The following is a 26,251-nucleotide window of genomic DNA, read 5'->3' on the forward strand; positions in this document are numbered from 1 at the left end:
CATGCGCGACACTCTGTTTGGCCGCTTCCTCGAAGAATTCACCCGCAACAAGGTTGCCACCGCAGCCGCGATCATCGTCTTCCTGATCGTCCTGATCGCGCTCATTGCACCGCTCGTCACGCCGCAGGATCCTTACGATCTTGCCAACCTCGTGCTGCGCGATGCCCGCCGCCCGCCCGGCTATGTCGGCACGGGCGGCTACACCCATTGGCTCGGCACGGATTCGCAAGGGCGCGATCTCCTTTCGGCGATCATCTACGGCCTGCGCATCTCGCTGCAGATGGGCGTGATCGCCGGCACCATCGCCTTCGTCATCGGCGCCATGGTCGGCTGCTCGGCCGCCTATATCGGCGGGCGCTACGAGAACCTGGTCATGCGCATCGTCGACCTGCAGCTGTCCTTCCCCGCCATCCTGCTTGCCTTCGTCATCGCCGCCATGCTCGGTCAGGGCCGCTACCAGCTCATCATGGCGCTGATCTTTGCTCAATACGCCTACTTCGCCCGCACCGCGCATGGGGCCGCATCCGCAGAACGGCAAAAGGACTATGTCGAGGCAGCCCTGTCCATTCCGCTGTCGCCGCTGCGGGTCGTGATCCGCCATATCCTGCCAAACTCGCTGCCGCCGCTGATCGTGGTCGCCACCGTACAGGTCGCAAGTGCGATCTCGCTGGAAGCCACACTGTCTTTCCTCGGCGTCGGATTACCGCCGACGGAACCCTCGCTCGGCATGCTGATCGCCAACGGCTTCCAGTACCTGCTGTCAGGCCGCTACTGGATCTCCATCTATCCCGGTGTGGCGCTCATCCTGTTCATCGTGTCGCTGAACCTGGTCGGTGACCAGATCCGCGACCAGCTCAACCCGAGGCTCCGCCGATGACCGAGACGCTGCCACAAACGACCACACCCTTGCTCGAGGTCACCAATCTCGTCACATGGTTCCCGACCGCCCGCGGAGAGATCAAGGCCGTCGACGGCGTGTCCTTTTCCGTGGCGCCCGGCGAAGTTTTGGGGGTCGTGGGCGAATCCGGGTCGGGCAAGTCGATCACCGGCTTCTCCATCATCGGGCTGATCGACGAACCCGGACGTATCGTCGAAGGCTCGATCAAGCTGGAAGGGCGCGAACTGATCGGCCTTCCGGCGCACGAACTGCGCGCCATCCGCGGCAAGACCATCTCGATGGTTTTCCAGGATCCGATGATGACGCTGAACCCGGTGCTCAGCATCGGCACCCAGATCAAGCTGGCGCTCGACGCGCATGAGGCGATCAGTGCTGCCGATGCGCGCGAGCGGGCGATCAAGGCGCTGACGCAGGTGCGCATTGCCGATCCCGAACGCAAGGTGGATTTCTTTCCGCACCAGTTCTCCGGCGGCATGCGCCAGCGCGTGGCGATTGCCATCGCCCTACTCCACCGTCCGAAACTGATCATCTGCGATGAGCCGACGACAGCGCTCGACGTATCGATCCAGGCGGAAATCCTGACCGAGATGAAGGAGCTGGTGTCCGAACTTGGCACGGCGCTGATCTGGATCAGTCACGACCTTGCGATCGTCTCCTCGATCGCCGACCGCGTCGCCGTGATGAAGACCGGCAAGATCGTCGAGATCGGCCCGGCACTGGCGGTTCTGACGAAGCCGCAGCACGACTATACTCGTGCGCTGCTCGACGCCCTGCCGTCGCGCGCAAAGCCCGGCCAGTTGCTGCTGCGCGGAAGCGGCATTGCCGATGCCGCCCCGCCGCCGCGCCAGGCGGCGACCGCCAACCTGCCGCCGCTCGGCAGTCCCTATCTCGCCATCAACCAGGTGATGAAGCGGTTCGAGAAGCCGGCCGGCTTCATGCGCAACCTGGCGATCAAGTCGGGTCTTGCCCAACCGTTAAGCTCGGTTCAGGCGGTGGATGGCGTCAGCCTGGTGCTGAAGCGCGGCGAGGTGCTCGGCCTCGTCGGCGAATCCGGTTCGGGCAAGTCGACGCTCGGGCGCATGGCGGCCGGCATTACCATTCCGACCTCCGGCACCATCCGTCTCAACGGGCAGCCGGTGATGAGCGCCGGGCGCAGCCCCTCCAAGATCACAACGCGGGTGCAGACGATCTTCCAGGATCCGTTCGCGTCGCTGAACGGCCGCATGCGCATCGGAGACATCGTTGCGGAAGGCCCAATTGCCCACAGGCTGGTGACACGGTCCGATGCATCGAGCTATGTCGGGGACTGGCTGGCGGCCGTCGGGCTTGATCCGGCCTTTGCCAACCGCTTCCCGCATCAGTTCTCCGGCGGGCAGAGGCAGCGCATCGCCATTGCCCGCGCGCTCGCCATGCAGCCGGATGTCGTCGTCTGCGACGAGCCGGTGGCATCCCTCGACGTATCGATCCAGGCGCAGATCATCAACCTTCTGATCCGGTTGCGGTCGGAACTGGACCTGTCGCTGATCTTCATCAGCCACGATCTGTCGGTCGTGCGCCATCTCTGTGATCGGGTCGCCATCATGTATCGCGGCCGCATCGTCGAGGAGGGCGAAGCCGGCACGATCTATGCCGATCCGCAGCACGACTACACCAAACGCCTGCTGGCGGCGGTACCGGTACTGCCGCAGGCTGCCGAATAACGAGAGGACGAGACCGATGGAACCGTGGGAATGGGACGAGGCGACCTGGCGCGGCAAGGTCGACAAGGTGCGCGCCGGCCGGTCGCTAAAGCCGAACGCCTGGAAGGATGGCGCCCGCTGTGCCGTGGCACTCTCCTTCGACAGCGACCACGAGACGAACGAGTTGCGCGATGGCGGCGAATCCATCGGACGCCTGTCGCAAGGGCAGTATGGTAACCGTGTGGGCGTGCCGCGCATACTCGAGACGCTGCGGGCGGCAGACATACCCGCAACCTTCTTCGTGCCCGCCGTCGCCGCCCTGCTCTACCCCGATGAACAACGACAGTTGATCGCCGAGGGCCATGAGATCGGCCTGCATGGCTGGATCCACGAGGTCAATACCAAGGTGCCGCCCGAGAAGGAGCGCGAACTGCATCTGCGCGCCGCCGATACACTGGAAAAGATCACCGGCGTGTGCGCCGTTGGGATGCGTACCCCCTCCTGGGATTTTTCACCTGTGACGCTGCAGATCCAGCGCGAACTCGGATTGCTCTACGACAGCTCACTGATGGCCGACGACGACCCTTACGAGCTTTTAGAGAATGGCGAGCCGACAGGCATGGTTGAATTGCCGGTCGAATGGATCCGCGACGACGCGGTCTATTTCAACATGAACAGGTTCACCGCCCACAGGCCCTATACCCCGCCACCGGCGGTGCTCGACATCTTCAAGCGCGAATTCGACCGCGCCTACAAGGAGGGCGGCCTCTTTCTGCTTACCATGCATCCGCATGTAACCGGCTACCGCTCGCGCATCTTCATCCTCGAAGAGCTGATCCGCCATATCCAGGATCATGACGATGTCTGGTTCGGTACGCACGCAGACATCGCTCGTTTTGTGAAACACGGCGGGTAGCGTTGGCTGATCCATGCAGGCGGATGGTTGGGCACGTCCTCAGGCCCGGGAAGGACCACTTCTCATCTGCGTATGCCGCCCTACCTCGGCCAGCACCCGTCCATTCCCTCAACGCAAAAGCTGCTCCCAAGATGGGAGATTTTTTGTTTTTATTTGGTCGCGGGGGCCTAATGGCGCGGAGGCGTGTAAATTCGGCTACCCTTGAATGTCTGTGCCCCACAATCCCGTTGGTGTGTCGGAAGACGAGCACAGGCCAGTAGTCCTTGCGGACTTCCCCCCTCACGACTGTGCGGGTCACACCGACGGCGTCATAAGGGTCGGTCATCCAACTCCACGTGGGAACACGCCAAACGTTAGCGACGCGCTCCGGCAGACGCCTAACCCCAGAGCAGGCGTGTTGGTCAGGCTACGGATGACATCGATTTTCTGCAGTACTTGAACAAGGCACAAGCCAGAACAATACAGTTCCACCTGAGGTCACACTCAGAATGCGGGGAAGCCTTGCGATGTCAGAATGGTCCCGTCGGCGAAACACAGGACCGGGCAAGGTCGTGCGGTCTCATGTCCGTGCCAAGTATTGCGCCGGCAGCGATCGTGATGATCGTTGCCGGCGCGGATGATGTCTCGAACATTCCGGGATGCCCGGGGTTTACTTGATGGTCTTGATAGGGTCCTTCGGAGCCGGATTGAAGCCGACCAGGTCGCTTGTCAATTTGGCATAGGTGCCATCGGCGTTCATGTCTGCAAGCGCCTTGTTGACGGCATCGACAAGGTTTGGCTTGCCCATCTTGAAGGCAAATCCCTTCTGGACGTGGCTGACGTAATCATCGGTCATCTTGAGGGGCATCTTGGCCGATGTGATGGCATAGGCAGCCGCGATCGAATCGGTAATCACCGCATCGATATTGCCGTTGACCAGGTCCTGCATAGCGTCGGACTCGGCCTTGTAGCCCTTGACCGTTGCGCCCTTTTCCTCAGCGATCTTGGTCCAGCTGGAAGCAACGAGCGCGCCGACGACCTTGCCCTTTATGTCGGCAGCGCTCGTGATCTTGCTGTCCTTGGCGGTGACGACGCGACCACCGGATTCGAGCCAGCCGTTGGAGAAGGTGACCTGCTTCTGGCGTGCCTCGGTGATGTCCATGGCGGCGCTGATCACATCATACTGGTCCGCCTGAAGGCCGACGAGCAGGGAATCCCACTTGATCAGGACAGGCGTGTATTCGAGGTTCAGCCGCTTGGCGACTTCCTTCATCACACGGATTTCAAGGCCGTCGAGCTTGCCGTCGGGCGCACGCATGCTGAAGGGAGCGTAGGTGCCTTCGGTGGCGACCATGAGCTTGCCGGGCTGCAGCAGTTCAAGGTCGGCCGCATGGGCGATCGAGGTGATGGCAAGGCCCGCGAAGGCGGCAGCGGCAAGGATGAAAGACTTCATTTTCATGTTTCAGTTCCCTTTTTTATAATGGATTTGGTCGTTCGGCATTTGGGTAATCGGTGCATTTCAACCCGGCGGGGAGGATCGACGGGAAGCGCAGAGTTTCAAGTGAATCCGGCGTCAGCAAGCTCATGGCCGCATCATCCAAGGTTGGCGTAGCGGCGTTCCAGCCACGACGCGACGAAGGTGAGGATGGTCGTCAGGAAGAGATAGATGAAGGCGACCGCGATGTAGAATTCAAACGGCCGGAAGGTCGAAGCGATCAGTGTCTGTGCATAGAGGGTCAGCTCCACGACCGTAATGGTGGACAAAAGCGAGGTGTTTTTCAGCGTCGAGATTGCTTCGTTGGTGATCGAGGGCAGGATGATGCGGAAGACCTGCGGAAGGATGATGGTGCGCATCGTCTCGGCAGGGCTGAAGCCGAGAGCAAGCGCCGATTCCGTCTGCCCGCGCTGGATCGCGGTCAAGCCGCCGCGCACGATCTCGGCGACATAGGCGCCGCTGTTGATGCCGAGCGCGATCACCCCCGCCGTAAAGGGGGAAGGCCGGATGCCGATCTGCGGCAGGCCGAAATAGATGAGGAAGACCTGGATCAGCGTCGGCGTGCCGCGGATGAACCAGATGTAGAAACCGGCGGCCATGCGCACGCCCTTCCAGTCGGAGCGCTGTGCGAGCGCTGCCACCAGACCGCAGACCCAGCTGACGGCAATGGTGAGGATGGTAATGCCGAACACGGTCCAGGAGGCTTCCAGAAATCCCGGGCCGTAGATCTTGATCTCGTCGAAGACGTTGACAATCACGCCTGCACTCCTTCGCCGCTGGTATTGGACAGGGCATGACCTACCCTGTCGTGCAGGATGCGGTGCAGGAACTGCTGCAACCTTTCACTTTCGGGGCGCCGCAGAATCTCCGGAGACCCCTCCTCGGCGATCACGCCCTTGTCGAAGAACAGCACGCGCGACGACACATCCCGCGCGAAGGCGACCTCATGGGTCACCAGAAGCATCGTCATGCCGTCGGCGGCAAGCGAGGCCATCAGCACCAGCACTTCATGCACCAGTTCGGGGTCGAGCGCGGAGGTGACCTCGTCGAACAGCATCAGTCGCGGCTTCATCGCCAGCGCCCGAGCAATCGCCACGCGCTGTTGCTGCCCGCCGGAAAGCCGCGCGGGGTAGCTGTGGCGCTTTTCATAGAGCCCGATCCGCGAAAGAAGCGCTTCCGCCTCCTCCTGGGCCTGCGCCCGCGGCAGTTTCAGCAGCCGGATTGGCGCATGCGTGACGTTTTCGAGCACGGTCATATGGGGCCAGAGATTATAGCTCTGGAACACCATGCCGACGCGGGCACGCAGTGACTGCAGTTGTGCCGGCGTCGGGAAGAGACGCGATTCCGGGCGAAAATCGAATGACAGTCCCTCGAATTCCATGAACCCCGACTGCGGCATTTCCAGCGCGTTGATCGAGCGCAGAAAGGTGCTCTTGCCGGAGCCGCTGGCGCCGATGATCGAGACAACCTCGCCTGCCGCCACCTCGAGCGAGACGCCCTTAAGCACCTCGTTGTCACCGAAGCTCTTGCGGATCTCCCTCAGTTTCAGAAGCGGATCGCTCATGCGGCCTCCTGCGGGGAAAAGGTGTCCGTGATGGAAACGGTAACGTCCTTCGGCGTGCGGGCAGCACCGTTGATGAGCGTGATGTCCTGCGGACAGGCCGACAGCACAAGCACAAGATCCATGTCTGCCCGCAGGACCACGCAGTCGCCTGCGGATGTTTCCGGCGGCAAGCGATCCACGGTTCCGTCCGGCCCGACCGGAACGTTCATGAAGAGGTTGAGCGAGGCCGGCGTGAAGGGGTGGTCGATATCCACCTGCGCGAGCGCTTCGTGGAAATTGTCGGTGCAGCTGCGGTGATACTCGGTGCAACCTAGCTGCTGATAGAGTTCCGCGCTGCAGGGGCAGAGCAGGGTATCGTGGCGAACCGCGGCACTATCGGCCACCATGGTCAGCATCGAGCGCCGACGCGAACTCTGGATGCTCATGCCCTTTGTGAAAAAGATGTTGCTGTTGACCGAACGGCTATGATCCATCGACGAGACCTCGAACGTATCGCTTTCGGCGACCGCCCAGGCATCGACGACCTGATGCCCGTAGGTATTGGAGATGCGGACGAACTGCCCAGCCCGCATCCGAAACGCACGTCCCTGACTCGCGGGTACAACCTGTGTTTCCAAATCCATTCCAACTCGTCTTCACGGTATGATCTGCCCCTGTGCGAAGCACATCGGCGGGCGATGAGACCCGATCTCTTATGGGTCCATCAGACCTTATTCAGTATACCATTGGAGTTCAAGTAGCAATTTCAACAATTTAGAGCACATAAAGCAATCACATTGATTACAAACTAGGCTTGGGTCGCATGCTTTTTCGGCATCCGCTGCCGATCTCAGCGGATCGCAGACAGTCTCACCGAAACAGCGCGGACCGCCGATTGACCGACGGATACTGTCGGTGTACCGAAATCAAGGGCCGGTTTATGGTCTTTTCCTGTAACAGCGCGTAGACGTTATGACGCGTACGTAAGCGGCGGCATCTGGAGCGAATGATGGTTCGTTATTTTCCGATCGACGAGTATGAGCACCGTTGGGATCTCCTGCATCGTGAGATGAAGGCGCGCGGCTATGAGACTGCCGTGGTGTTTTCACGCGCTGGCGGCACCACCGACAACTGTGGCGACGTTCTCTACCTCTCCAACCACTATGCGATCAGCAGCGGCATGGACTCGTCCATCTGGACCGCACGCTCGTTTGCAGGCGTCATCCTGCAGGAGGGTCACGCGCCGCAACTGCACATCGACGAGCCGGAGGTACGGCGCGATCTCGTGTCGATCGATGACGTTCACTGTAGCAACCATCCGTTCGAAAGCGTCTCCAAGGCCCTCGTGGCCCGCGGTATCAAGGGACGCGTTGCCCTGGTTGGCACCAATTTTATTCCGGTGAAATACTATCGCCAGTTGGAGGCGACCGCCCCCGAGATCGAATGGATCCCTCAAGACGATCTCGTTCGCTCCGTGCGGCGCATCAAGAGCCCGCGGGAACTCGACTGTTATCGCACAGCAGGCGAAACGGCGACCGCAGGCATGACCGTACTGATGGAGAGCCTCGTCAGCGGCATGTCGGAGCGCGAGGCGGCTGGCGAAGCTGCCCGCGAAACGGTCCGGCGCGGGGGGCGTATCCAGATGATCGGCACCAATCACGGCGCAACGCTCGGGTTTGACCAGCGCTTTCCCCTGACCGGATATAGCGCCGATACCCCTGCCGTTGGCGACATCGTCACAGGAACGCTGCATGGGCCGCTCTATCAGGGCTATTATCTTGATCCTGGCCGCACCGCAGTCCGAGGCTCGGCGAACGCGGATCAGCTCCGCCTGATCGAAGCCGCCGCCGGCATCGTCCACCGCCTGTCCGACATGCTGCGGCCGGGCGTCGCCTTGCTGGATGTGGCAGCCGAAGGCGACCGCATGACCGCAGCCTTCGGCGGCTCCATCTCCGCGATCATGAAGAATTTCCCATTCTACGGCCACGGCATCGGCCTCGGCTTCGAACTGCCGCGCATCTCGACGTCGATGTCGACGCCGCAGGACATCGTCGAGCAGAACATGGTGTTCGGCGTCGAGGCGTTCCTGTCGCTCGACGGCGTCGGGGCAGCCTTCTACGAAGATATCCTCATCATCGGCGAACAGGGCAACGAGCTGCTCACCCGTTCGCCAAGCATGTTCTGACACCGGCCAGACGGCCAAGAAAACCGATCATTAGAGAAGCCGGGCAGCGCATCCATCTGACCGGCTTCTTCGTAAATACGTGCTGCTCAGCGGGCAAACAGACCGTCGAAATCCTTGAAACCCTTGACCTCGATCGGGTTGCCGCTCGGATCGAAGAAGAACATCGTGCGCTGCTCGCCCGGCTCGCCTTCGAAGCGCACCACAGGCGGAATGTCGAAGGCCACGCCCTTTTCCTTCAGGCGTTCGGCCAGTGCCAGCCAGTCGGCCAGTTCCAGCGCCACGCCGAGATGCGGCATCATAACCATATGGTCGCCCACTTTGCCGGTGCGCGTCACCTCGAACGGCTTGCCCAGATGAAGCGAGATCTGGTGATTGAAGAAGTCGAAGTCCACCCAGGTTTCAGTGGAACGGCCCTCCTGGCAACCGAGAACGTCGCCGTAGAAACGGCGTGCCTCGTCGAGGTCGGTGACATGATAGGCGAGATGGAAGAGAGAACGCATGCGCAAGGCTCCGTTGGTGAAGGGAAGGTGGAAAATCAGCGAAGGGTGAGGCCGCGCGGCAGGCTCGACAGTGGTTCGGCACCCTGCTCGGTGACGATCACGGTTTCGGAGGCGCCGACAGTCCAGTGACCATAGCTGCGCAGCGTGGCCGGCAGGTGAAATACCATGCCCGCTTCGATCGGGCGGGAAACATCGGAGAACAGGGAAAGGATAGCCCCCTCGCCCCAGTCCGGCGCAAAGGCGACCCCCATGGAATAGCCGATCCGCTTGCGGAAGGCTGCGGTATAGCCAGCCTCGTCGATGACGGCCTGCGCTGCATTGTGCGGGACGGAACAGGGCACGCCCGGCCGGATTGATGCGAGCGCAGCATCCAGCGCGTGAAGCGAGCAATCCATCATCCGTTGCGCTTCGACGGGCGGCGCTCCGAGCCAGACCGTGCGCATCAGCGCGGCGTGATAGCGGGCGTGGCTGCCGGCAAGCTCGAGAAAGACGGGATCGCCCTCGCGCAGGGTTCGGCGGCGCCATGTCATGTGCGGCAGGCCACTGCGCGGCCCGGATGAAACCAGCGGCTCCATGGCCATAGCCTCTGAACCGGCCTGCGTTGCCGCCGACAGCATCGCCGCGGCAATCGCATTCTCATCCGTGCCAGAGGCGCAGGCGTCGATCCCGGCAAGGATGCCGGCTTGCGCATAGCGCGCCGCCGCCCGAATGGCCTTGAGTTCTGCGGCGGATTTCAGCATGCGCAATGGCGGCAGTATATGCGAGCCGTCAAACAGTTCGCCGACATCCAGCCGCTCTGAAATTTCGGCTGCCACGCGCGGCGACAGAAACCAGCCACCAAGCTCCATCGCCGACTTGCGGATGTTCCTCGCTTTGAGAACCGCTAGCAAGGTATCGACGGGATTTTCACCGTCCTGGTAGGCGACGACATCGTCGAGCCAGGTATTGGCCACCGCACCGAACAGCTCCAGCTGCCGGACGATGAGGGTCGGCTCTCCCTGCGCAGGAAGCAGGAGCGCCTGGAAGGCAAAGTAACCTGCCGTCTGGCGACCGGTCAGCCAGTAGATCGTTTCGGGACCAGAGACGATGATCGCCTCCTGTCCGCTTGCCTGCAAGGCGGCCTGTGCCCGTTTCTGGCGATCGAGGAATTCGGCCTCCGGGAAGGCTGCCTCGCAACCACGCAAGCGCTGGAGATCCTCGGGGAATGCGGCAAATGTCATGAACTGGTTCTCAATCGCGGGCGAGCCAGCCGAGGAAACGTCCCCTGACGCTGTCGAAATGCAGTTCCATTGCCGCCTGAGCGGCAGCTGTATCCCCAGCCTCGATGGCGTCGACTACGGCGATATGCTCGCGGGCCTGTTGGTCGAAGCGGTCATGGGTACGGGTAATCGTGCAGCGGCGGGCGACACTGCGCATTTCCGTCAGCATGGCGGCAAGCAAGGGCAGTTCTGCAGCCTTGGCAACGGCCAGGTGAAACGCGTCGTCGTCCAGCCAGAAGTTGTCGAAGGCGGTATCGCCGCCTTCCGCATAGGCGCGCATACGGGTGCGGGAGCGGGCAAGCTCCGGCGTAAGCGCCGATATCGCTGCCGCCTTGGCCGCCGCCGCTCCCTCTAGCAGCCTGCGGATCTGTACGATCTCCAGCAGTTGCTCGACGGTGACCGGGCGAACCATCAGTGCGCCGTTCGGAAGCCGCGAGATCACGTTTTCCTTCTCAAGGCGGGAGATCGCGGCGCGCAGCGGTGTTCGCGAAATGCCGAACTCGACGGCCAGCGTACGCTCCGTCAGCATCTCGTCTTGCGAGAAGCGCCCCTCGAGAATGCGCTGTTTGAGATCCCGGTAGAACTGCTGGGCCAGGGTTTCCTTGTCGCTCATCATCTTGACGTGCTCCCCATGGCGACGAGGGCTCTCTGCAATGCTTTGACCGCCGCGACCAGATCCGCGGGGTCCATCGCCTCTTCAGGATTGTGGCTGCCGTTCCAGTTCCGCAAAAACACCATCACGCTGTCCCACCCCGCCTGCGCAAAGGCCGCCGCATCATGGCCGCCGCCAGACAGCATGCGGCGGGGTTTGTGGCCGAGCGCGCGGGCTGCCTCAAGAATCTGGTCTGCGAGCGCCGCCGAAAGCTTCGTCGGCTGGCTGCGTGACTGTTCCCCCAGCGCGAAGCGCACACCACGGGCCGTCTCGATGGCGGAGGCTTCGGCGTGAAACATCGCGTCCATCCGGTCGAGCACGTTCACATCGTCACTGCGCAGATCGACACAGAAATCCACCCGTCCCGGCACTTTCGCAAAGGCATGTTCCGGCGTTGCGGCATCGACGCGGCCAAAAGTGATGGCAAGGTCGTCACCCGCCCGCAGTGCCTCGTCCCAACGACGATCCATGGCGACGATCAGGTCGGCAAGCGCAAAGACGGCGTCCGATCGCTCCGACCGCGCCGGGCCGCCGGAATGGGCCCAGGTGCCCTCGATCCGGGCCTGCCGGTAGCGCAGACCGCCGCGAACGCCGCTGACGATCCCGTAGGGTTCATGGGCTGCGTGAAGCACCGTGCCCTGCTCGATATGAAGCTCGATGAAGCGTCCCGGTGGAAGCGGCAGATCCGTCAGGATGTCGTCCGGCCGGCCACCCTCCGACAGGATATGATCATACAGCGTGCGGCCGGTATCGCTGCGCACCGCCTGCAGTTCCTGCGCCGTCAGGCGACCAAGCGCTGCGCGCGAACCCGCATAGGACACCGGGAACCAGACACTTTCCTCCGCACGTGTGACGGTGACGACGAGATCGACCGGCGGCGGCTCGCCGCTTTCGACAAAGGCTGCGGCAAGCGCCATTGCGCCGGCAACGCCCGCCTGGCCGTCATAGGCGCCGCCCATGGCAACGGTGTCGAGATGCGATCCCACGTAGATGGCTGGAGCACTCCGGTCCCGGCCCGGCAACCGAGCGAAGAGATTGAGCGCGGCATCGCGGGTCACGGTCAGGCCAAGCGCGGTCGCCTCGTCCTCGATGACACGATGCGCCTGGCTTTCCAGCGGGCTGTAGGACGGGCGCGTGAAGCCCGGACCACCCGCGGAAATCGCGTTGATGCGGTCCAGCAGCCGCTCGACGGTATCCTTGACGATTTGGCTCATAGGCTGGCCTCCGGATGAAATTCGATTGTGGTCGACGGGCGGCCTCCCTCGAGCGCCGTGATGACGTGCCGGGCAGCCCCCACGGCGACCCGCTGCAGCGCCTCCTCGGTTGTGCCCCCCAGATGCGGCGTGAAGATCACTCGGTTGCAGGTCGCGAGCGCCCCCGTCGGCGCCGTTGGCGAATAGACGTCCAGGCCGGCAGCGGCGATGGTGCCGTCTGACAGCGCCTGCGCAAGGGCTGCCTCGTCCACCAGCCCTGCCCTGGCCGTATTGACCAGGATGGCGCCTCTCTTCATTGACGCAAAGGCTGCGGCATCGAACATGCCACGGGTCTCGTCCCGCAGTGGCGTATGAAGCGAAACGAGATCGGCGATCGCCAGCCCCTCGGCCAGCGAAGACATGCGCTCGAACGAACCTGTATCCCGGTTGCGCGGTGAGTAGACGATCACACGCATGCCGAGGGCGCTGTGAAGCATCTGCCCGAGCCCGGCGCCGGTCGCACCCCAGCCTACTATAAGCGCCGTCTTACCGGACAGCTCCTGGAATGCGTGGTCCTCGCGAAAACCACGTTTGCCATTTCTGACCGCCTGATCGGCGGCGGTAATAAGCCGTGCAGCGGCAAGTGCAAGTCCGAGCGCAAGCTCCGACACCGAGCGCGCATTGGCGCCGGGCGTATTGCAGACCAGCACGCCCTTGTGCGCTGCGGCCGCCTTGTCGACGGGGTCGTGACCAGCGCCATGGACGACGATCGCCCTGAGGACGTCGGAAGCCTCAATGGCCTCTCCCGACAGGCCGGCGTCACGGGTGATGACGGCATGGCAGCCGGCGATCCACCGGGAGACAGTCTTCATATCCGGTGTCGGGCAAAATACCGGCTCGATCCCGGCCGCTTTAAGGAGAGCCAGTCCGTCCGCATGGATCGGCTGCACGATCAGGCATCTCATCGCTTTAGTCCCTGGTTCGAAAGGCTGAGACGACCAAGGATCGCGTCGCGGGCATGGGCAATATGTTCGTCCATCAACGTCGCAGCACGCTCGCCATCGCGGCTGCGCAGCGCATGGATAATGTCGAGATGCTCCTCGCAACTCTTGCCGAAACGTTCTGGAACCTGACTGTGGTCGAACATGCAGGTTCGGCGGCGCAGATCGCCGATGGTGCGGACCATCATCTGGCTGCCCGCTGCACGCGCCAGCGCGAAATGAAAGTCGTCGTCCACCTGCCGCTGCGCCTCCTCTTCGCCGGGACCTTCCCGTTGCAGGTCGAGCACGCGACGCTCCAGACCGTCGAGGATACGCTGATCGATGGCCACCGAATTGCGGGCGCACTGACGCTCCAGAACGCGACGGAGGAAGAAGATCTCCTCGACTTCGGCGGCCGACAGGGTACGAACCTTGAGAAAGCGTCCTTCTTGGACGGCAAGCCCCTCTGCCTCGATGCGCTTGATCGCTTCGCGCACGGGCGTCCGTGACATGGCGAGTTGGTCGCCAAGCTTACCCTCCTGCAGCAGATCGCCCGGCTTCAATGTGCCGGCCAGGATCATCTCGATGATGCTGCCATAAGCCTGCTTGGCGAGCGGTTTATTCATGGCCCGGATCTCCTTGAAGACAGCCCATATCCGATTTCTTCTCAAGTCCGACCAGGGAGGCAGCCAGCGCCCGAGATTGGGAGATACACAGCGTTTCCGCCTCGTCCTGCGATATCACCTTGAAGCGCACCGGCGCACCGGTCATGGCCTGCGCAAGCCGCGGCAGATCGATCGAGGCCACGGTGGCAATCTTCGGATATCCGCCGGTTGTCTGCCGCTCGGCCATCAGCACGATCGGGCGCCCGGATGCCGGCACCTGGATGGACCCGCTGACCGTTCCGTCGGACACGATATCGTGCCCCCCAACGGCGCGCACCATCGGCCCCTCGAGCATTTGCGCCATGCGGTCGCGCTGGCCGGAAACGACAAAACCTGTTCCAAGGAATTGCCGCCAGGCGGACGGATCGAAATGGTCTGCCTGCGGCCCCTTGACGACACGCACCGGACCGAGCGGACGGCGAAAAGCCTGCGTCAGCGCAAGCGTCGGTGCCGGACGCGTGATCCCAAGCGGCAGACGATCGCCGGCCGCAAGCCGGCGCCCATCCAGCCCGCCGATGCCGGTTCGCAAATGCGTCGAGCGCGCACCCAGAACCGGAAGCGTCTCGATACCGCCGGACAGCGCCACATAGCCCCATACGGCATCGCGCATGGCGCCGATCTTGAGCACCTGGCCCGGCAGAAGCGTAAAACTTTCCCAGCTATGCCGGCGCTCGTCATCGACGGTGATCTCGACGGTGCCGCCCGTGACCGCAAACCGCACGGGCTCGGCCACCTCGAAATGCCCGCCCACATGCGCGAACTCGAGAACCGCCTGCCCGTCGCCATTATCGACAAGGCGGTTGGCCATCCGCATCGCGGGACCATCCATGGGTCCCGAGCCCGACACACCGAGATGCTGTAGCCCGACACGCCCTAGATCCTGAACCGTCAGCATCGGACCCGCCTGTCTGATGAGGATGCTGCTCATGGGCTTTCCCATTCTGCGGCAAGTGTGCCCCGCGACGAGGCTGCATCCAGAGAAACGGCCTCATCCGCCTCGATAGGGCGAAAGCGGACCCGGTCGCCGGCACGCAGCAGAAAGGGATCCGCGCGCGCCGGATCGAAAAGCTTGAGGGGCGTACGGCCGATAAAGCGCCACCCGCTCGGGCCGGGCACGGAATTGATGCTGGCCTGCTTGCCACCGATGCCGATGGCACTGGCCTCGATCCGCTGGCGGGGAACCGCAAGGCGTGGCGTGTGCAGACGGTCGGGCAATCCGCCGAGATAGGCAAAGCCCGGGGCAAACCCGATCATATAGACCCGGTATTCCGCCGCCGCATGCAGGGCAATCAGGGCATCGGCACCCATGTGCTTCATATCGGCAAGTTCATTGAGGTCCATGCCCACCGCGCCGCCGTAAAGCACCGGCACGACAATCCGCCTCTGCGCAACGTTTGCCGAGGAAATTCCCGCCAGACGTGCCTGCAGCAATGGTGCCAGCAGGTTGCCACGCACCACCGCCGGATCGTAGACGACAAGCAGCGACCGATAGGTCGGCACCGTTTCGACAACCCCGTCGATCGCCTCTGCCGCAAGACTGTCGGCGAGCGCGACGACACGCCGATTGGTCTCTTCGTCGATCTCATCGGAAAGTTCGATGACGAGAGCGCTGTCACCGCAGGCAGCGATAAAAGGGAAGCGCCGTGGCGCACAATCGTGCCCCGTCATGTCATCGTTCCCATTCCCAACGGCGTCCCTTACCAATGCCAGCGCCCAAAACGTTCTGCGCGCCCGGATAAGACCTGCCGACAAACGAACCGTCATCGGCTAGCCTGCGTCTGAACGTCATCCCGTCCAGCAACGTCGCAACCCGCTTGTCATTTCAGTACACCATCTGTATGTCAACATACTCGTTGGGATTTTGCCGCCACGGCACAGCTTTAAAGACACATTTGAGGATAGTGCACCATGCCGACCATCGACCTCAACTGCGACATGGGCGAGAGTTTCGGCGCCTACAAGATCGGCGACGACGCGGCGATGATGGATACCATCACGACAGCCAATATCGCCTGCGGTTTCCACGCGGGCGACCCGAGCGTCATGCGCGACACGATCCTGGCGGCCAAAGCAAAGGGCGTGTCCATCGGTGCGCATCCCTCATTCATGGATCTCTACGGTTTCGGCCGCCGGCGCATCTCCGGCGAGCGTCCGGAAGATATTGAGGCCCAGCTGATCTACCAGATTGCCGCCATCCAGGGCATGGCGAATTCGCTTGGCTGGCCGATCACGCATGTGAAGACGCATGGATCGCTAGGCAATATGGCCGCCGAGGATGCCGATCTTGCCGAGGTCTGCGTGCGCGCCATCCAGGCTGTCGACCCGCAGCTCGTCTTCATCACCCTCCCCTATTCGCAAACCATGGAGGCCGCGCAGGCAGCCGGTCTTGCCGTCGCCTGCGAGGTCTATGCCGATCGCCGCTATGACGAAAAGGGCATGCTCGCCTCCCGCCAGTTGGAGGGCTCTGTCATTCACGACCTGCAGCAGAGCGTCGATCAGGTCCTGTCGATGATCTGCGACAAGCGCATCCCGACGATCGGCGGCGGTTTTCTGCCCGTCGAGGCGGCAACTGTCTGCATCCACGGCGACACGCCCGGCGCCGCCGCGACGGCCGCGGCACTGCGCGGCAAACTCACCGGAATGGGCGTTGAGATCGCACCCTTCACAAGACCGAAAACTTGAACGAGAGAAACGACTTGACCCGTATTGTCTATCTGAATGGCGACTGGTTGCCGGAAGCCGAAGCCAAGGTGTCGATCTTCGATCGCGGCTTTCTGTTCGCCGACGCGATCTATGAAGTCACTGCCGTGGTCGGCGGCAAACTGCTGGAATATGCAGGCCACGCAGCGCGCCTGCAGCGCTCCACGGCGGAGCTCGGGATCACCTGCCCGCTGACACCGGATGCGCTTTTGGACGTCCACCGCGACATCATCCGCCGCAACCAGCTGGACTCAGGCCTGATCTACTTGCAGATCTCCCGCGGACCCGCCGACCGCGATTTCGCCTACCCCGAGAACCCAACGCCGACGCTGACACTGTTCACGCAGGCAAAGTCGGTGCTCGATAACCCGAAAGTCGCGACCGGCATTTCCGTGGCCTTTGTACCGGATGAGCGCTGGGGGCGCCGCGACATCAAGACCGTGCAGCTGCTTTATCCCTCGATGGCGAAGATGGAAGCCATGTCCAAAGGCGCCGACGACGCTTGGCTGGTGGAGGACGGCTTCGTCACCGAGGCCAGTTCCGCCACCGCCCACATCATCACGGCGGATGGCAAGCTGGTGACGCGTGGCTTGTCCAACGCCATCCTCCACGGAATCACGCGCGCCAGCGTGCTCGATATCGCCGAAAGAGCAGGCATCGCCTACGAGGAACGGGCCTTCACGCCAGAGGAAGCCCTGAACGCGGCCGAGGCCTTTATCACCTCGGCCACCAATTTCGTACTGCCCGTGACCATGATCGACGGCCAACCTGTCGGAAACGGCAAGCCGGGAGCCCTGACCCTGCGACTTCGGGAACTCTACATCGCACACAAGCTGGAGAATGCCATCTGAGGGCACACTGTCGCTGATATAATCGGCCGGACTCGCCTATCCGAATGTAGGATAGGCGAGTCCGGCCGCGATGCAGCCACCACACTGCCACGGCTGAAGCCGAGAAGCCTGGCCTGGCGCGACACGGAGAGTTTGTGCTCGCGATTGATCATTTCTTTTCGCGCAGCAATCCCGCCTTGCCGACCGCACCGGATAAAAAATCGTTCTCCAATGTCAACTCGCCAATCTTGGCATGAAGCGTTTTGACATCGATGGCCGGACCCGTCGGTTCCGCCTTCGCTTCATCGCCGAAAACGCCTGTCGCCCCCTCAAGGAGCTGGTCTTTCCATTACTTGATTTGGTTCGCGCGCACGTCGAACCGCTGGGACAATTCCACCAGCGTCTGCTCGCCGCGGATCGCAGCGAGCGCCACCTTTGCCTTGAAAGGCGGGCGATGGTTCCGGCGCGGTCGTCTTGTCATGGTATCTCCTGTTCCCGGCATCTAAGCCGAAGTCAGGCAGAAATTCCACTTATCCCCGCGGTGCAGATTTCCCGAGCCAGCTCTGTTTCGACATTGAGATACACGGCGGTGTCCGTTCCTAGCCTTTGTAAATGGCCAACTTTCGCAGGCCATTGCGCATAGGCGTCTAAAAGATTGCAGACGCTTCTCTCATATTTACACCCGTTTTAGGTCAGCAGACTTTCACGACCTCAAGGTCGAGCAGTTTCGCGAGCTTTTCGATGCGTCCGGCGATATGTCCGACGCCAACGGCGCAATGGTGGGCCGGTCCTTGCGCATTCCACGTCTCGACGAACCGCCGGGCGCCGAGCGGAAACTGATACCGGCTATTGGTATTGCCGATCTCCAGGATCGGGCCGGCGACGGAGGCGCCTTCCGCGCAGAGCAGCTTGATCTTGCCGGCGCTCTCGACAACCGACAGCAGCGTCACCGGTCCATGCCTGACCGACATCTCGACGCTGACGCCGGAACCGACCTTGCCGTGAAAAACCTGCAGCGGCCGGATCTTGGTGCGCCCTTCGGCAATTTTTGTATGACCCGGCCCGTCATGCCCCATCAGAACGACGTCGGCTGCGAAATCCATGGCATAATACTCGGTGAACGAGCCGCCGACACCGAAGCTGTCCATGATCTTCATGGCCTGGGCGTTCTTGATCTCGTACTCACCGGCAACCGGCACGCCATCAGCTGTCAGCATGGAGCAACCCACGATGACCGAGGTGATGATATCCTCGTATTCATGGCCCGGCTGGGACTCGTAATAATAGGCCAGCGACCCGAGCGACTTCTTGGTCACCAGCTTACGCAGCGCCACGGCGGTTTTTGCCGCCCGCGCCAGTTCCTTCGGGTCGCAATCCGGCTGCACATCGAATTCCGCTTCGATCGTCGCCAGACAGGCGGAGATATCCGCCTCGCTGACATCCTCCCGCAGCCGCGCCAGTTCATCAATTTCCAGCACTTCAATATGGGTGCCGAAGGCAGCGGCCTGCGCGGTCAGATCGGAATAGATATCGAGCATGCCGTTGTAGTAGCGGCCCATGACGCCGAGCCGGTTATGCGCCATCAAATGCGCGACGCGCGCGGCCTCGATCCAGTCGTTGATTTCCTCCTCGACGATCGGATCATCGGTGAGAACACCGGTCACCTGATGAAAGCTGATACCTGCCCGATGGAAGACATTGGCGATTTCGGGGACCGGGCAGGCAGAGCAATGCGCCAGCCAGTCGCCGGTCATCGCGGTTCGATCACCGAGTGCGTTGAAGGTGGCATAGTCGATGGCCGCGGTCGGCTGCAGGTTGAGGATGATCACCGGGACCTTTGCCCGGCGTACCACCGGCAGAACGGTCGAAGACAGGGCATAGGTGGTGATGTAGAGAAAAATGATATCGACGTCCGCCTGGCGAAACTGATGCCCAGCCTCGAGCGCCTTTTCGGGTGTATCGATCAGCCCGAGGTTAACGACCTCGACGCCGGGGCGCGCAAGCTTTTCCTCGACAGTATCGACATAGCCGCGCAGCCGTGTTTCCAGACCTTTGAACTGCGGCCAGTAGGCCTCCAGACCGATGCCGAAAAGGCCGGCCTTCAAGGGGCGTTCAGTCATTTCTGTTTCTCCGATACAATGGTGAAAAGCGTCAGCTCTGCAGGCGCACGCGCAGCTGATCTAGGCCGACAGCCATCAAAAGGACGACGCCGCGTGTCACGTCCTGCCAGAAGGACGACACGTTCATCAGCGTCAGGCCGTTGTTCAGCGTGCCGAGAATAAGGACTGCGATCAGCGTGCCCCAGACGCTGCCGCGTCCGCCGAACAGACTGGTGCCGCCAAGGATGATGGCCGCAATGATGGTCAGCAGATGCTGTCCTGCAGCATTCGGCGCTGCAGCGCCAAGCATTGCGGCAAGGATGATGCCGGCCGCAGCGCCCGAAAGCCCGGAGACGACATAGAGCACCATCTGGGTCCGCTCGACGGGCACGCCGAGCAGGCTGCTGGCCTCCGGGTTGCCGCCGGTGGCGTAGACGAAGCGTCCGAAGGGTGTCTTCGACAGGATCAGCCAGAGCGCGGCGAACACGAGAAGCATCAGGATGATCGGAAACGGGACGCCGAACAGGCGGCCGGATCCGAGCCAGTTGAATGCAGGAACGAAGAGAGGCTTCGACAGGCCGCCGGTCATCACCATGGAGAGACCGGAAAAGATGCTCATCGTGCCGAGCGTCGCGATGAGCGGATTGAGCTTCAGCCGGGTGACGAGGAAGCCGTTGAGCACACCGACCGCACAGCCGATGACGAGCGCCGTAAAGCAGCCCGCCCAGATATTGATGCCGTTGGCGTGCATCAGCGCCACGATGACGCCGGCAAGACCGGCAACGGCGGCAACCGACAGATCGAGCCCCCCGCCGATGATCAGCGGCGTACCGGCGGCAGCCATCAGGCCGATGAAAGCCATGTTGGTGCCGATATTGGACAGGTTGCTCAACGTCAGGAAATAGGGTGAAAGCAGCGAGAATGCGGCCAGAAGCAGGATGTAGAACACGAGCAGGAGGACGATGCCGGCAGCCGGGCGGCCGAGAAGGTCGGTCAGCGAACTTGCCTGCTTTTTCGAAACACCCGGCGCCGCGGGAATGGAGGACGACTTGCTCATGCTTTCTCCAGTTCATTCGTATCGCGCACGGCGGACCGAGGCTCGGCCGCCCGCATCAGATCCGCCGCAGTCGCGTCGCGCCCAAGCTCGGCCACGACCTTTCCATCTTCCAGAACGAGGCTGCGATCGGCGAGCCCCGCAACTTCTTCGGCGTCGGAGGAGACGATCAGGATCGCCAGTCCTTCATCTGCCAGACGGCGGATTTCCGCGTAAATCTCGCGCCGGGCGCCGAGATCCACACCCCGTGTCGGCTCTTCAAGGATAAGAAAACTCGGACTTCCGAGCAGCCAGCGGGCGAGGCAGATCTTCTGCTGGTTGCCGCCGGACAAGAGGCGGATCTCCTGATCCGGCCCCGATGTCTTGACCCGCAGCGTCTTGATCCAGTCTCGGGTGCTGGCATCTTCGCGCTTCTGATCGACGACACCGGATTTCGTAAACAGGCCGAGATAGGGGAGGGTTGTGTTGGTGCGCACCGACAGATTGCCGATCAGCCCCTGACGCTTACGCTCGGCGGCAACAAAGCCGATGCCGCTACGCACGCTCTTTCGCGGCCCCGACAGGCCGATCTCGATATCGTTCAGCCGAACGGCTTTGGCGCGTGCGGCAAGTTCGGCACCATAGATGGCACGGCCGATCTTCTCAGAACCCGAGCCAATCAGTCCGAAAACGCCGAACACCTCACCGCGCCGCACGGACAGCGAGACGCCGTCAAGCCATCCGGGAAGAGACAAGCCTTCCACGGACAGGACGGTCTTTGGATCCTGAACCATCGTCGATTTGGCCGGATAAAGGTCGCCGAGATCGCTACCAAGCATGGCCGTCAGAACCTGGTCGCGATTGGTCTCTGCCGTCTTGAACTGGCCACGAACCTCGCCATCGCGCAACACGACGATCCGGTCGCTCAGCCGGAAGACCTCGTCCAGATAATGCGAAATATAGATGATCGTGACGCCCTCGGCTCTCAGGGCTTCGATCACCTCGAACAGATTGTCGGCGTCCGCCTCGCCCAACGATGCGGTCGGCTCGTCCATGATCAGGATCTGCGCCTTGCCGGAGAGCGCGCGAGCGATTTCGACAATCCGCTGCTCGGACAAAGGCAGCGAGCCCATGCGCCGGCCGGGCGCGACATGACCGAGCCGCAACCGCTTGAGCAGCGCTTCCGCCTGTCCGACCATCGCCGGCCGGTCGATCAAATGAATACCCGCAAACCGTCGCTTTGGCATGGAGCCAAGCGCGATGTTTTCGGCAACCGAGAGGTCCGGATGCACCGAAAGCTCCTGCGGCATCAGCCTTATGCCGGCCGCAATAGCATCCTGCGGTGTGGAGATGCTCCTGATCGTGTCGTCGATCCGGATCTGTCCATTGTCCAGTGTATAGACGCCGGACAGGATTTTCATCAGCGTCGACTTGCCCGCACCGTTTGCACCGAGAAGCGCCACGATCTCGCCCGCGTTGGCTGAAAGCGAGACATCCTTCAAAACCGTCACGCCGGCAAACGCTTTGCTGATATTGGCGATCTGGAGCCGCGGTTTGCGGCTCCCTTGGGATCTCTCATCGGTCATGTGACGCTCCCGTTCAGGCATCCTCTCACTGCTGAGGAAGAATGACCTCATAGCCCTTCAGCCAGTCCTGCTTCTTCAGGTCTGCCAGATAGGTCGCGAATTCCTGCTCCGGAAACACATAGCCATCCGCCTCGCCGACACAGGGAAACTCCTTGTAGAACTGGCAGATATTGGCCTTTGTGACCATCTGGTGGGTAACAAACGTCGCTTCCGGAACGGGCTTTCCGGCGAGAGCCGAGAGCGCAATCGGGATCAGGTAGTTGCCGTAGCTGCCGGGAAAGGAGCCGGTTGCCGCGACCAGGTTGGGATCGGTCGCGAGCGCCTCGGCCTCGTCCGCCCCGTTGCCCACAGCCATCCCCTGATCGACGCGGCCCGCAGCCCGCACGGCCTGCAGCATCCCCATCGTCGCCTGGTCGTTGATCGCGATGATAAGGATCGGCACGCCAGGCGGAATGCGGCCGATGACGTTGTTCATCTGCGCAAAGGATTCCTGCAGCGTGTTCTTGGTATCGATCTCGATGATGTGATCGGCCGGGAAGTCCTTGGTCAGCGCCATGAAGCCGGCCCGCTGGCCTTCCGTGCGCATACGCGGGATGACGCCCGATTGCGGCAGGGCACCGATGACCAGATAACCGGTCTTGACGACATCGGCGCCGAATTTCTTGGCAGCCGCCGTCGCCAGATAGGACCCGCCCATGAAGCCCGACTTCGGATTGTTGACGCCAAAGAAGCTCGCGCCCGGCATCGGGATGTCGATCGCCGTCACCTTCGTGCCGTCCGCTTTGAACACGTCCATGACGGTCCGACCGAAATTGGCATCGGTCTGGAATTCGATGACGTAATCGACCTTGCGTTCGGCAAAGGATTTGGCGTTGGCAAGCGCGGTCGGCCCGTCGAGACGGTTATCCGCGATAACAAGTTCGACGCCCGCGGCGTCAGCATTCTGCTGGATGCCTTTTTCGACGAGCACGCCGAAGGAAATGTCGCGCTGCAAATTGGCGAAGCCGATGCTGTAGCCCTTGCCGTTCTTCGGCGGCGTGACCTTCGCCGCTTCCGCCGCCATCGACTTCAGATTGTCGGCCGATAGCATGTTGCCGTCAAATTTCACTGGATCGAACCCGTGGAAATCCTCGGCATAGGAAGCAGACGCCGCAAGGCACGCGGCAACCACCAGCAGTCTGGCTTGATGTTTCATATCTCTCTCCTCCCGGCCCCTGCCCTCCCTGGCAGCGGCAGCCGCTGATAATCTCAGCGCAGATGTTCAGGTCATCCGAAAACTGACCTTACCCACTGACGTTAACATCTAGCATTTTCGTTGACACGACAGCATATTCCTCAAAAATGATCTTTTGCATTCAAAAAATGATCCTCTGGCGCAGTAGGGAACATGAAGAACTATTTCGTTTACATGCCGGACAATCGTCTTTGCGCGGCCTGGGGATGTACAGCCGTTTCCACCGGCTATACAGAAATCGCGCCCTATTCCGACTATCCACCGAGCCGTCATCCCGACGATCACCATTTCAGCTGGTCGCGCGGCCGCATCCTCAATGCTTATCAGGTGGTGCAGATCAGCGCCGGCAGCGGGCGGCTGGAATTCGGAACAGAGCGTCGGCAGGTCACAATCGGCGAAGGCTCGATTTTCCTGCTCTTTCCCGGGGTCTGGCACCGGTTTTCTCCAGATCGGCGCAGCGGATGGGTTGAGCACTGGATCGAATGTCGGGGAAGCGCCTTCGACTTTGCCTGCGATGCAGGCCTGCTGGCCAGCTGGGACACCAATTCGGTGATCACCCCGATGACGGCTGATCAAATGTTATTACGTTATTGAACATTTAAATGGTGACGAAATGATCGATGCCTATAATTCGGCCTGGTTTGCTGAAAAATTGAGCGATCGCTCAATTCGCGGAATCGCGTTAGAGACCAGCGCCTTAATCCGAGTCGGAGCGTTGCCTGTGGGCGCAAAGCTGCCTCCAATCCGCGATCTGGCATTTTCGCTGGGCGTAAGCCCAGCGACCATTTCGGCGGCCTGGAGCGAGCTACGTCGCCAGAAGATCATCACCGGGCGCGGCCGCAACGGCACCTGTGTCAGCGGCGACCGCTTCGTCGCCAAGCCGGAGAGACTGGCCAGTGTCGGCCATTACGGTGCCGGAGTGCTCGACCTGACAATGGCCGTGCCCGACCGGGCGCTGCTGCCGAGGCTCGAGAATGCATTGGTTCATGCGGCATCGACGGAAAGGCTCAATAGCTATGAGCGCAGTCGCATCCTGCCGGAGCTTGAGGCAGAAGTTCGCCGGACCTGGCCTTACGAGGCGGAGGCATTTCTGGCGACAAACGGCGGATATAACGCGGTCTACACGCTGATCCATGCGCTTGTGCCGCCAGGTGCCGCTGTTGCCATCGAAGAGCCGACGGCTATGCGGCTTCTCGATATTCTGGAGGATCACGGCGCCAAGATCGTGCCGGTCGCCTGCGATGCCGACGGCCCCCTGCCCGCTTCCCTAAGGCAGGCAATGCTCAGCAAGCCAGTCGCCTTCATCTTACAGCCAAGGCTGCACTCAGTGACTGGCCAGACCGTGGCGCCTCAGCGAATGGCGGAACTCGCCGAGGAACTTCGTGATACCGACGTGCTGATCATCGAGGATGACGGCCTAGCGGATATTTCCGACGCGCCACGCCAGTCGCTGGGGCGCGTTTTCCCCGATCGGGTCATCCATATCCTGTCCTACTCGAAGACCTTAGGGCCGGATCTACGCCTGGCGGTTCTTTCCAGCACGCGCACGATCATCGATCAGATCCAGTCTTATCGGAGCTTCAGCTCTGGGTGGACAAGTCGCATCCTGCAGGGGGCCGCTGCCTGGATGCTGCGAGACGAGACGACGGCACAAGGCCTAAAAGAGGCACGCCGGATCTATCAGGCGCGCCGCGACAATCTTGTGAGGGCTCTGGCAGACCGTGACGTGTTTGTGCCGTCCGGGGGTGGTCTATGCGCCTGGGTTCCTGTCGCCTCCGAGCCATTTGCTCTCGTCACGCTTGCGGCGCGAGGCATTGCCGTACACCCGGGCAAGAAATTCGCGGTTCAACCCACCCACCATCTGCGGGTGGCAACCAGCAACCTCACCGATCGATATGAAGAGGTTGCAGATGCGATAGCGCTGGCAGCCTCGGGTGGTTAAGTGCCTGACGTGCAGATACTGTTTTAGACAAAGGCCGTCGATCTGACCGCCGTCTCTGGCAGGTGCGCTTTCTAGGCCATGCCACGCCACGGAACCAGCTTCTTCTCCAGCCAGCGCATGGCAAATTCGAAGACCACTGCAAAGAAGCCGATCACAAAGATGCCCATCAACACGATGTCGGTGCGCAGGAAGTTCGAAGCGTTAAGGACCATCTGGCCGACGCCTGTCGAGGCCGCCACCATTTCTGCGGCAACCAGCGTCGTCCAGCCAACACCCATGCCGATCCTCAGACCGACCAGAATGTCGGGAAGCGCTGCCGGCAGGATCACGAAGCTCAGCAGTTGCAGGCGGCTGGCGCCCAGTGCACGCGCAGCGTTGATCTGGTCGGACGAGGCGGCCAGCACGCCGGCGCGCGCGGCCAGCGCCACCGGTGCGAAACAGGCGAGGAAGATCAGCAAAACCTTGGAGGTCTCGCCGATGCCGAACCAGATGATCACCAGCGGCAGATAGGCGAGCGGTGGCAGCGGCCGGTAAAATTCGATGAAGGGGTCGAACATGGCACGGATAGCCGGGCTGATGCCCATGGCCAGGCCGACGGGAATGCCGATCAGAGCCGCGAGCGCAAAGGCGAAAATGACCCGGAACAGGCTCATCGCCACATGTTCCGTCAGCGGCGCCCCGTCAATTCTTCCATCGATCGCATCGGAAAACGCCCTGAGCACCGTCTCCGGCTTTGGCAGGAACAGCGGCTTGACCAGGCCGAGATGGGTGACGACCAGCCAGACGGCCAGCATGAAGGCCACCATCAGCAGGCTGATCAGGCCGATCTGCACGCCGCTGAGCGGCCTCCTGCGACGCATTTTCCGAGCCTGCCTGCGGGCCG

The 26,251-nt window shown here is 62.0% G+C and carries 25 protein-coding genes and 1 pseudogene; 8 read left to right on the forward strand and 18 right to left on the reverse strand.

What is annotated here, in order from left to right; all coding sequences use genetic code 11:
• Position 1 precedes the first annotated feature (1 nt).
• Genes AC4CWF_RS25170 through AC4CWF_RS25180 form a run of 3 tightly spaced genes read left to right on the forward strand, consistent with a single transcriptional unit; the run spans position 2 to position 3,493 of the window.
• Positions 2-877 carry an ABC transporter permease gene (locus AC4CWF_RS25170; protein WP_491286574.1) on the forward strand — a complete coding sequence of 292 codons (876 nt, stop codon included), beginning with the start codon at positions 2-4 and terminating at the stop codon, positions 875-877.
• Positions 874-2,598 (forward strand): dipeptide ABC transporter ATP-binding protein, encoded by a 1,725-nt coding sequence (locus AC4CWF_RS25175; RefSeq protein WP_491286575.1) that lies wholly within the window; start codon positions 874-876, stop codon positions 2,596-2,598. Before AC4CWF_RS25170 ends, AC4CWF_RS25175 begins: the two co-directional genes overlap by 4 nt.
• 16 nt (positions 2,599-2,614) lie before the next feature.
• On the forward strand, positions 2,615-3,493 hold the full coding sequence (locus AC4CWF_RS25180) for a polysaccharide deacetylase family protein (RefSeq protein ID WP_491286576.1): 879 nt from the start codon (positions 2,615-2,617) through the stop codon (positions 3,491-3,493).
• 649 nt (positions 3,494-4,142) lie between these two features.
• Here AC4CWF_RS25180 and AC4CWF_RS25185 read toward each other — a convergent pair.
• The 4 genes from AC4CWF_RS25185 to AC4CWF_RS25200 form a co-directional block, all read right to left on the reverse strand.
• Positions 4,143-4,931: a transporter substrate-binding domain-containing protein gene (locus tag AC4CWF_RS25185; RefSeq protein WP_491286578.1), complete on the reverse strand. Its 789-nt coding sequence runs from the start codon at positions 4,929-4,931 to the stop codon at positions 4,143-4,145.
• Between the two features lie 134 nt (positions 4,932-5,065).
• Complete coding sequence (locus AC4CWF_RS25190) at positions 5,066-5,725, reverse strand: amino acid ABC transporter permease (protein WP_491286579.1); 660 nt, start codon at positions 5,723-5,725, stop codon at positions 5,066-5,068.
• On the reverse strand, positions 5,722-6,531 hold the full coding sequence (locus AC4CWF_RS25195; protein ID WP_491286580.1) for an amino acid ABC transporter ATP-binding protein: 810 nt from the start codon (positions 6,529-6,531) through the stop codon (positions 5,722-5,724). Before AC4CWF_RS25195 ends, AC4CWF_RS25190 begins: the two co-directional genes overlap by 4 nt.
• Complete coding sequence (locus tag AC4CWF_RS25200) at positions 6,528-7,154, reverse strand: DUF1989 domain-containing protein (RefSeq protein WP_491286582.1); 627 nt, start codon at positions 7,152-7,154, stop codon at positions 6,528-6,530. Before AC4CWF_RS25200 ends, AC4CWF_RS25195 begins: the two co-directional genes overlap by 4 nt.
• A gap of 362 nt (positions 7,155-7,516) precedes the next feature.
• Between AC4CWF_RS25200 and AC4CWF_RS25205 the strand changes: the two genes are divergently transcribed.
• On the forward strand, positions 7,517-8,695 hold the full coding sequence (locus tag AC4CWF_RS25205; RefSeq protein ID WP_491286583.1) for a M24 family metallopeptidase: 1,179 nt from the start codon (positions 7,517-7,519) through the stop codon (positions 8,693-8,695).
• A gap of 86 nt (positions 8,696-8,781) precedes the next feature.
• On the opposite strand, the gene AC4CWF_RS25210 is transcribed toward AC4CWF_RS25205, so the two are convergent.
• From AC4CWF_RS25210 to pxpB, 8 genes are read right to left on the reverse strand one after another with little or no spacing between them, the layout of a single operon-like run.
• Entirely contained in the window at positions 8,782-9,195 is a 414-nt protein-coding gene (locus AC4CWF_RS25210; protein ID WP_491286585.1) for a VOC family protein, read from the reverse strand.
• A gap of 35 nt (positions 9,196-9,230) precedes the next feature.
• Positions 9,231-10,415 (reverse strand): M24 family metallopeptidase, encoded by a 1,185-nt coding sequence (locus AC4CWF_RS25215; protein WP_491286587.1) that lies wholly within the window; start codon positions 10,413-10,415, stop codon positions 9,231-9,233.
• 10 nt (positions 10,416-10,425) lie between these two features.
• On the reverse strand, positions 10,426-11,067 hold the full coding sequence (locus tag AC4CWF_RS25220) for a GntR family transcriptional regulator (RefSeq protein ID WP_491287815.1): 642 nt from the start codon (positions 11,065-11,067) through the stop codon (positions 10,426-10,428).
• Positions 11,067-12,320 (reverse strand): hydantoinase/carbamoylase family amidase, encoded by a 1,254-nt coding sequence (locus tag AC4CWF_RS25225; RefSeq protein WP_491286588.1) that lies wholly within the window; start codon positions 12,318-12,320, stop codon positions 11,067-11,069. Before AC4CWF_RS25225 ends, AC4CWF_RS25220 begins: the two co-directional genes overlap by 1 nt.
• Positions 12,317-13,264: an NAD(P)-dependent oxidoreductase gene (locus AC4CWF_RS25230; protein WP_491286590.1), complete on the reverse strand. Its 948-nt coding sequence runs from the start codon at positions 13,262-13,264 to the stop codon at positions 12,317-12,319. Before AC4CWF_RS25230 ends, AC4CWF_RS25225 begins: the two co-directional genes overlap by 4 nt.
• Entirely contained in the window at positions 13,261-13,905 is a 645-nt protein-coding gene (locus AC4CWF_RS25235; protein WP_491286591.1) for a GntR family transcriptional regulator, read from the reverse strand. The genes AC4CWF_RS25230 and AC4CWF_RS25235 overlap by 4 nt, the downstream gene beginning before the upstream one ends.
• A complete protein-coding gene (locus AC4CWF_RS25240) occupies positions 13,898-14,872 on the reverse strand; it encodes a 5-oxoprolinase subunit C family protein (RefSeq protein WP_491286593.1) in 975 nt (324 codons plus the stop codon). The genes AC4CWF_RS25235 and AC4CWF_RS25240 overlap by 8 nt, the downstream gene beginning before the upstream one ends.
• Positions 14,869-15,612, reverse strand: a complete 744-nt coding sequence (gene pxpB, locus AC4CWF_RS25245; RefSeq protein WP_491286595.1) for a 5-oxoprolinase subunit PxpB — start codon at positions 15,610-15,612, stop codon at positions 14,869-14,871. Before pxpB ends, AC4CWF_RS25240 begins: the two co-directional genes overlap by 4 nt.
• Before the next feature lie 240 nt (positions 15,613-15,852).
• Between pxpB and AC4CWF_RS25250 the strand changes: the two genes are divergently transcribed.
• Both AC4CWF_RS25250 and AC4CWF_RS25255 read left to right on the forward strand, forming a co-directional pair.
• Positions 15,853-16,626: a LamB/YcsF family protein gene (locus AC4CWF_RS25250; protein ID WP_491286597.1), complete on the forward strand. Its 774-nt coding sequence runs from the start codon at positions 15,853-15,855 to the stop codon at positions 16,624-16,626.
• A 14-nt stretch (positions 16,627-16,640) separates the two neighbouring features.
• Complete coding sequence (locus AC4CWF_RS25255; protein WP_491286598.1) at positions 16,641-17,495, forward strand: D-amino-acid transaminase; 855 nt, start codon at positions 16,641-16,643, stop codon at positions 17,493-17,495.
• Between the two features lie 65 nt (positions 17,496-17,560).
• Here the strand turns inward: AC4CWF_RS25255 and AC4CWF_RS25260 are convergent.
• From AC4CWF_RS25260 to AC4CWF_RS25280, 5 genes and pseudogenes are all read right to left on the reverse strand, one after another.
• A pseudogene (locus AC4CWF_RS25260) lies at positions 17,561-17,976 on the reverse strand (transposase); the annotation flags it as partial.
• 190 nt (positions 17,977-18,166) lie between these two features.
• Positions 18,167-19,594, reverse strand: coding sequence for an L-arabinose isomerase family protein (locus AC4CWF_RS25265; RefSeq protein ID WP_491286600.1), 1,428 nt, complete (start codon positions 19,592-19,594; stop codon positions 18,167-18,169).
• A 31-nt stretch (positions 19,595-19,625) separates the two neighbouring features.
• Positions 19,626-20,630, reverse strand: coding sequence for an ABC transporter permease (locus AC4CWF_RS25270; protein WP_491286602.1), 1,005 nt, complete (start codon positions 20,628-20,630; stop codon positions 19,626-19,628).
• Complete coding sequence (locus AC4CWF_RS25275) at positions 20,627-22,192, reverse strand: sugar ABC transporter ATP-binding protein (protein WP_491286604.1); 1,566 nt, start codon at positions 22,190-22,192, stop codon at positions 20,627-20,629. Before AC4CWF_RS25275 ends, AC4CWF_RS25270 begins: the two co-directional genes overlap by 4 nt.
• A 25-nt stretch (positions 22,193-22,217) precedes the next feature.
• Positions 22,218-23,387, reverse strand: coding sequence for a sugar ABC transporter substrate-binding protein (locus tag AC4CWF_RS25280; protein ID WP_491286606.1), 1,170 nt, complete (start codon positions 23,385-23,387; stop codon positions 22,218-22,220).
• Positions 23,388-23,579: 192 nt separating this feature from the next.
• Here AC4CWF_RS25280 and AC4CWF_RS25285 point away from each other — a divergent pair, with 192 nt between their 5' ends.
• Together AC4CWF_RS25285 and AC4CWF_RS25290 are read left to right on the forward strand one after the other, a co-directional pair.
• Complete coding sequence (locus AC4CWF_RS25285; protein ID WP_491286608.1) at positions 23,580-24,020, forward strand: AraC family ligand binding domain-containing protein; 441 nt, start codon at positions 23,580-23,582, stop codon at positions 24,018-24,020.
• A gap of 19 nt (positions 24,021-24,039) precedes the next feature.
• Complete coding sequence (locus AC4CWF_RS25290) at positions 24,040-25,368, forward strand: aminotransferase-like domain-containing protein (protein ID WP_491286610.1); 1,329 nt, start codon at positions 24,040-24,042, stop codon at positions 25,366-25,368.
• Positions 25,369-25,439: 71 nt separating this feature from the next.
• Here AC4CWF_RS25290 and AC4CWF_RS25295 read toward each other — a convergent pair whose 3' ends face one another.
• Positions 25,440-26,228, reverse strand: coding sequence for an ABC transporter permease subunit (locus AC4CWF_RS25295; protein WP_491286612.1), 789 nt, complete (start codon positions 26,226-26,228; stop codon positions 25,440-25,442).
• Positions 26,229-26,251 lie beyond the last annotated feature (23 nt).

The organism is Neorhizobium sp. PAMB6630, from assembly GCF_058242775.1.

Bases quoted from the DNA above. Each gene is read 5' to 3' on its own strand.
- AC4CWF_RS25200 (WP_491286582.1), bottom strand. From the start codon at position 7,154: ATGGATTTGGAAACACAGGTTGTACCCGCGAGTCAGGGACGTGCGTTT.
- AC4CWF_RS25240 (WP_491286593.1), bottom strand. From the start codon at position 14,872: ATGAGCAGCATCCTCATCAGACAGGCGGGTCCGATGCTGACGGTTCAG.
- AC4CWF_RS25290 (WP_491286610.1), top strand. From the start codon at position 24,040: ATGATCGATGCCTATAATTCGGCCTGGTTTGCTGAAAAATTGAGCGAT.
- AC4CWF_RS25275 (WP_491286604.1), bottom strand. From the start codon at position 22,192: ATGACCGATGAGAGATCCCAAGGGAGCCGCAAACCGCGGCTCCAGATC.
- AC4CWF_RS25265 (WP_491286600.1), bottom strand. From the start codon at position 19,594: ATGACTGAACGCCCCTTGAAGGCCGGCCTTTTCGGCATCGGTCTGGAG.
- AC4CWF_RS25195 (WP_491286580.1), bottom strand. From the start codon at position 6,531: ATGAGCGATCCGCTTCTGAAACTGAGGGAGATCCGCAAGAGCTTCGGT.
- AC4CWF_RS25235 (WP_491286591.1), bottom strand. From the start codon at position 13,905: ATGAATAAACCGCTCGCCAAGCAGGCTTATGGCAGCATCATCGAGATG.
- AC4CWF_RS25230 (WP_491286590.1), bottom strand. From the start codon at position 13,264: ATGAGATGCCTGATCGTGCAGCCGATCCATGCGGACGGACTGGCTCTC.
- AC4CWF_RS25295 (WP_491286612.1), bottom strand. From the start codon at position 26,228: ATGCGTCGCAGGAGGCCGCTCAGCGGCGTGCAGATCGGCCTGATCAGC.
- AC4CWF_RS25250 (WP_491286597.1), top strand. From the start codon at position 15,853: ATGCCGACCATCGACCTCAACTGCGACATGGGCGAGAGTTTCGGCGCC.
- AC4CWF_RS25205 (WP_491286583.1), top strand. From the start codon at position 7,517: ATGATGGTTCGTTATTTTCCGATCGACGAGTATGAGCACCGTTGGGAT.
- AC4CWF_RS25180 (WP_491286576.1), top strand. From the start codon at position 2,615: ATGGAACCGTGGGAATGGGACGAGGCGACCTGGCGCGGCAAGGTCGAC.
- AC4CWF_RS25225 (WP_491286588.1), bottom strand. From the start codon at position 12,320: ATGAGCCAAATCGTCAAGGATACCGTCGAGCGGCTGCTGGACCGCATC.
- AC4CWF_RS25175 (WP_491286575.1), top strand. From the start codon at position 874: ATGACCGAGACGCTGCCACAAACGACCACACCCTTGCTCGAGGTCACC.
- AC4CWF_RS25285 (WP_491286608.1), top strand. From the start codon at position 23,580: ATGAAGAACTATTTCGTTTACATGCCGGACAATCGTCTTTGCGCGGCC.
- pxpB (WP_491286595.1), bottom strand. From the start codon at position 15,612: ATGACGGGGCACGATTGTGCGCCACGGCGCTTCCCTTTTATCGCTGCC.
- AC4CWF_RS25210 (WP_491286585.1), bottom strand. From the start codon at position 9,195: ATGCGTTCTCTCTTCCATCTCGCCTATCATGTCACCGACCTCGACGAG.
- AC4CWF_RS25185 (WP_491286578.1), bottom strand. From the start codon at position 4,931: ATGAAAATGAAGTCTTTCATCCTTGCCGCTGCCGCCTTCGCGGGCCTT.
- AC4CWF_RS25215 (WP_491286587.1), bottom strand. From the start codon at position 10,415: ATGACATTTGCCGCATTCCCCGAGGATCTCCAGCGCTTGCGTGGTTGC.
- AC4CWF_RS25270 (WP_491286602.1), bottom strand. From the start codon at position 20,630: ATGAGCAAGTCGTCCTCCATTCCCGCGGCGCCGGGTGTTTCGAAAAAG.
- AC4CWF_RS25280 (WP_491286606.1), bottom strand. From the start codon at position 23,387: ATGAAACATCAAGCCAGACTGCTGGTGGTTGCCGCGTGCCTTGCGGCG.
- AC4CWF_RS25170 (WP_491286574.1), top strand. From the start codon at position 2: ATGCGCGACACTCTGTTTGGCCGCTTCCTCGAAGAATTCACCCGCAAC.
- AC4CWF_RS25220 (WP_491287815.1), bottom strand. From the start codon at position 11,067: ATGAGCGACAAGGAAACCCTGGCCCAGCAGTTCTACCGGGATCTCAAA.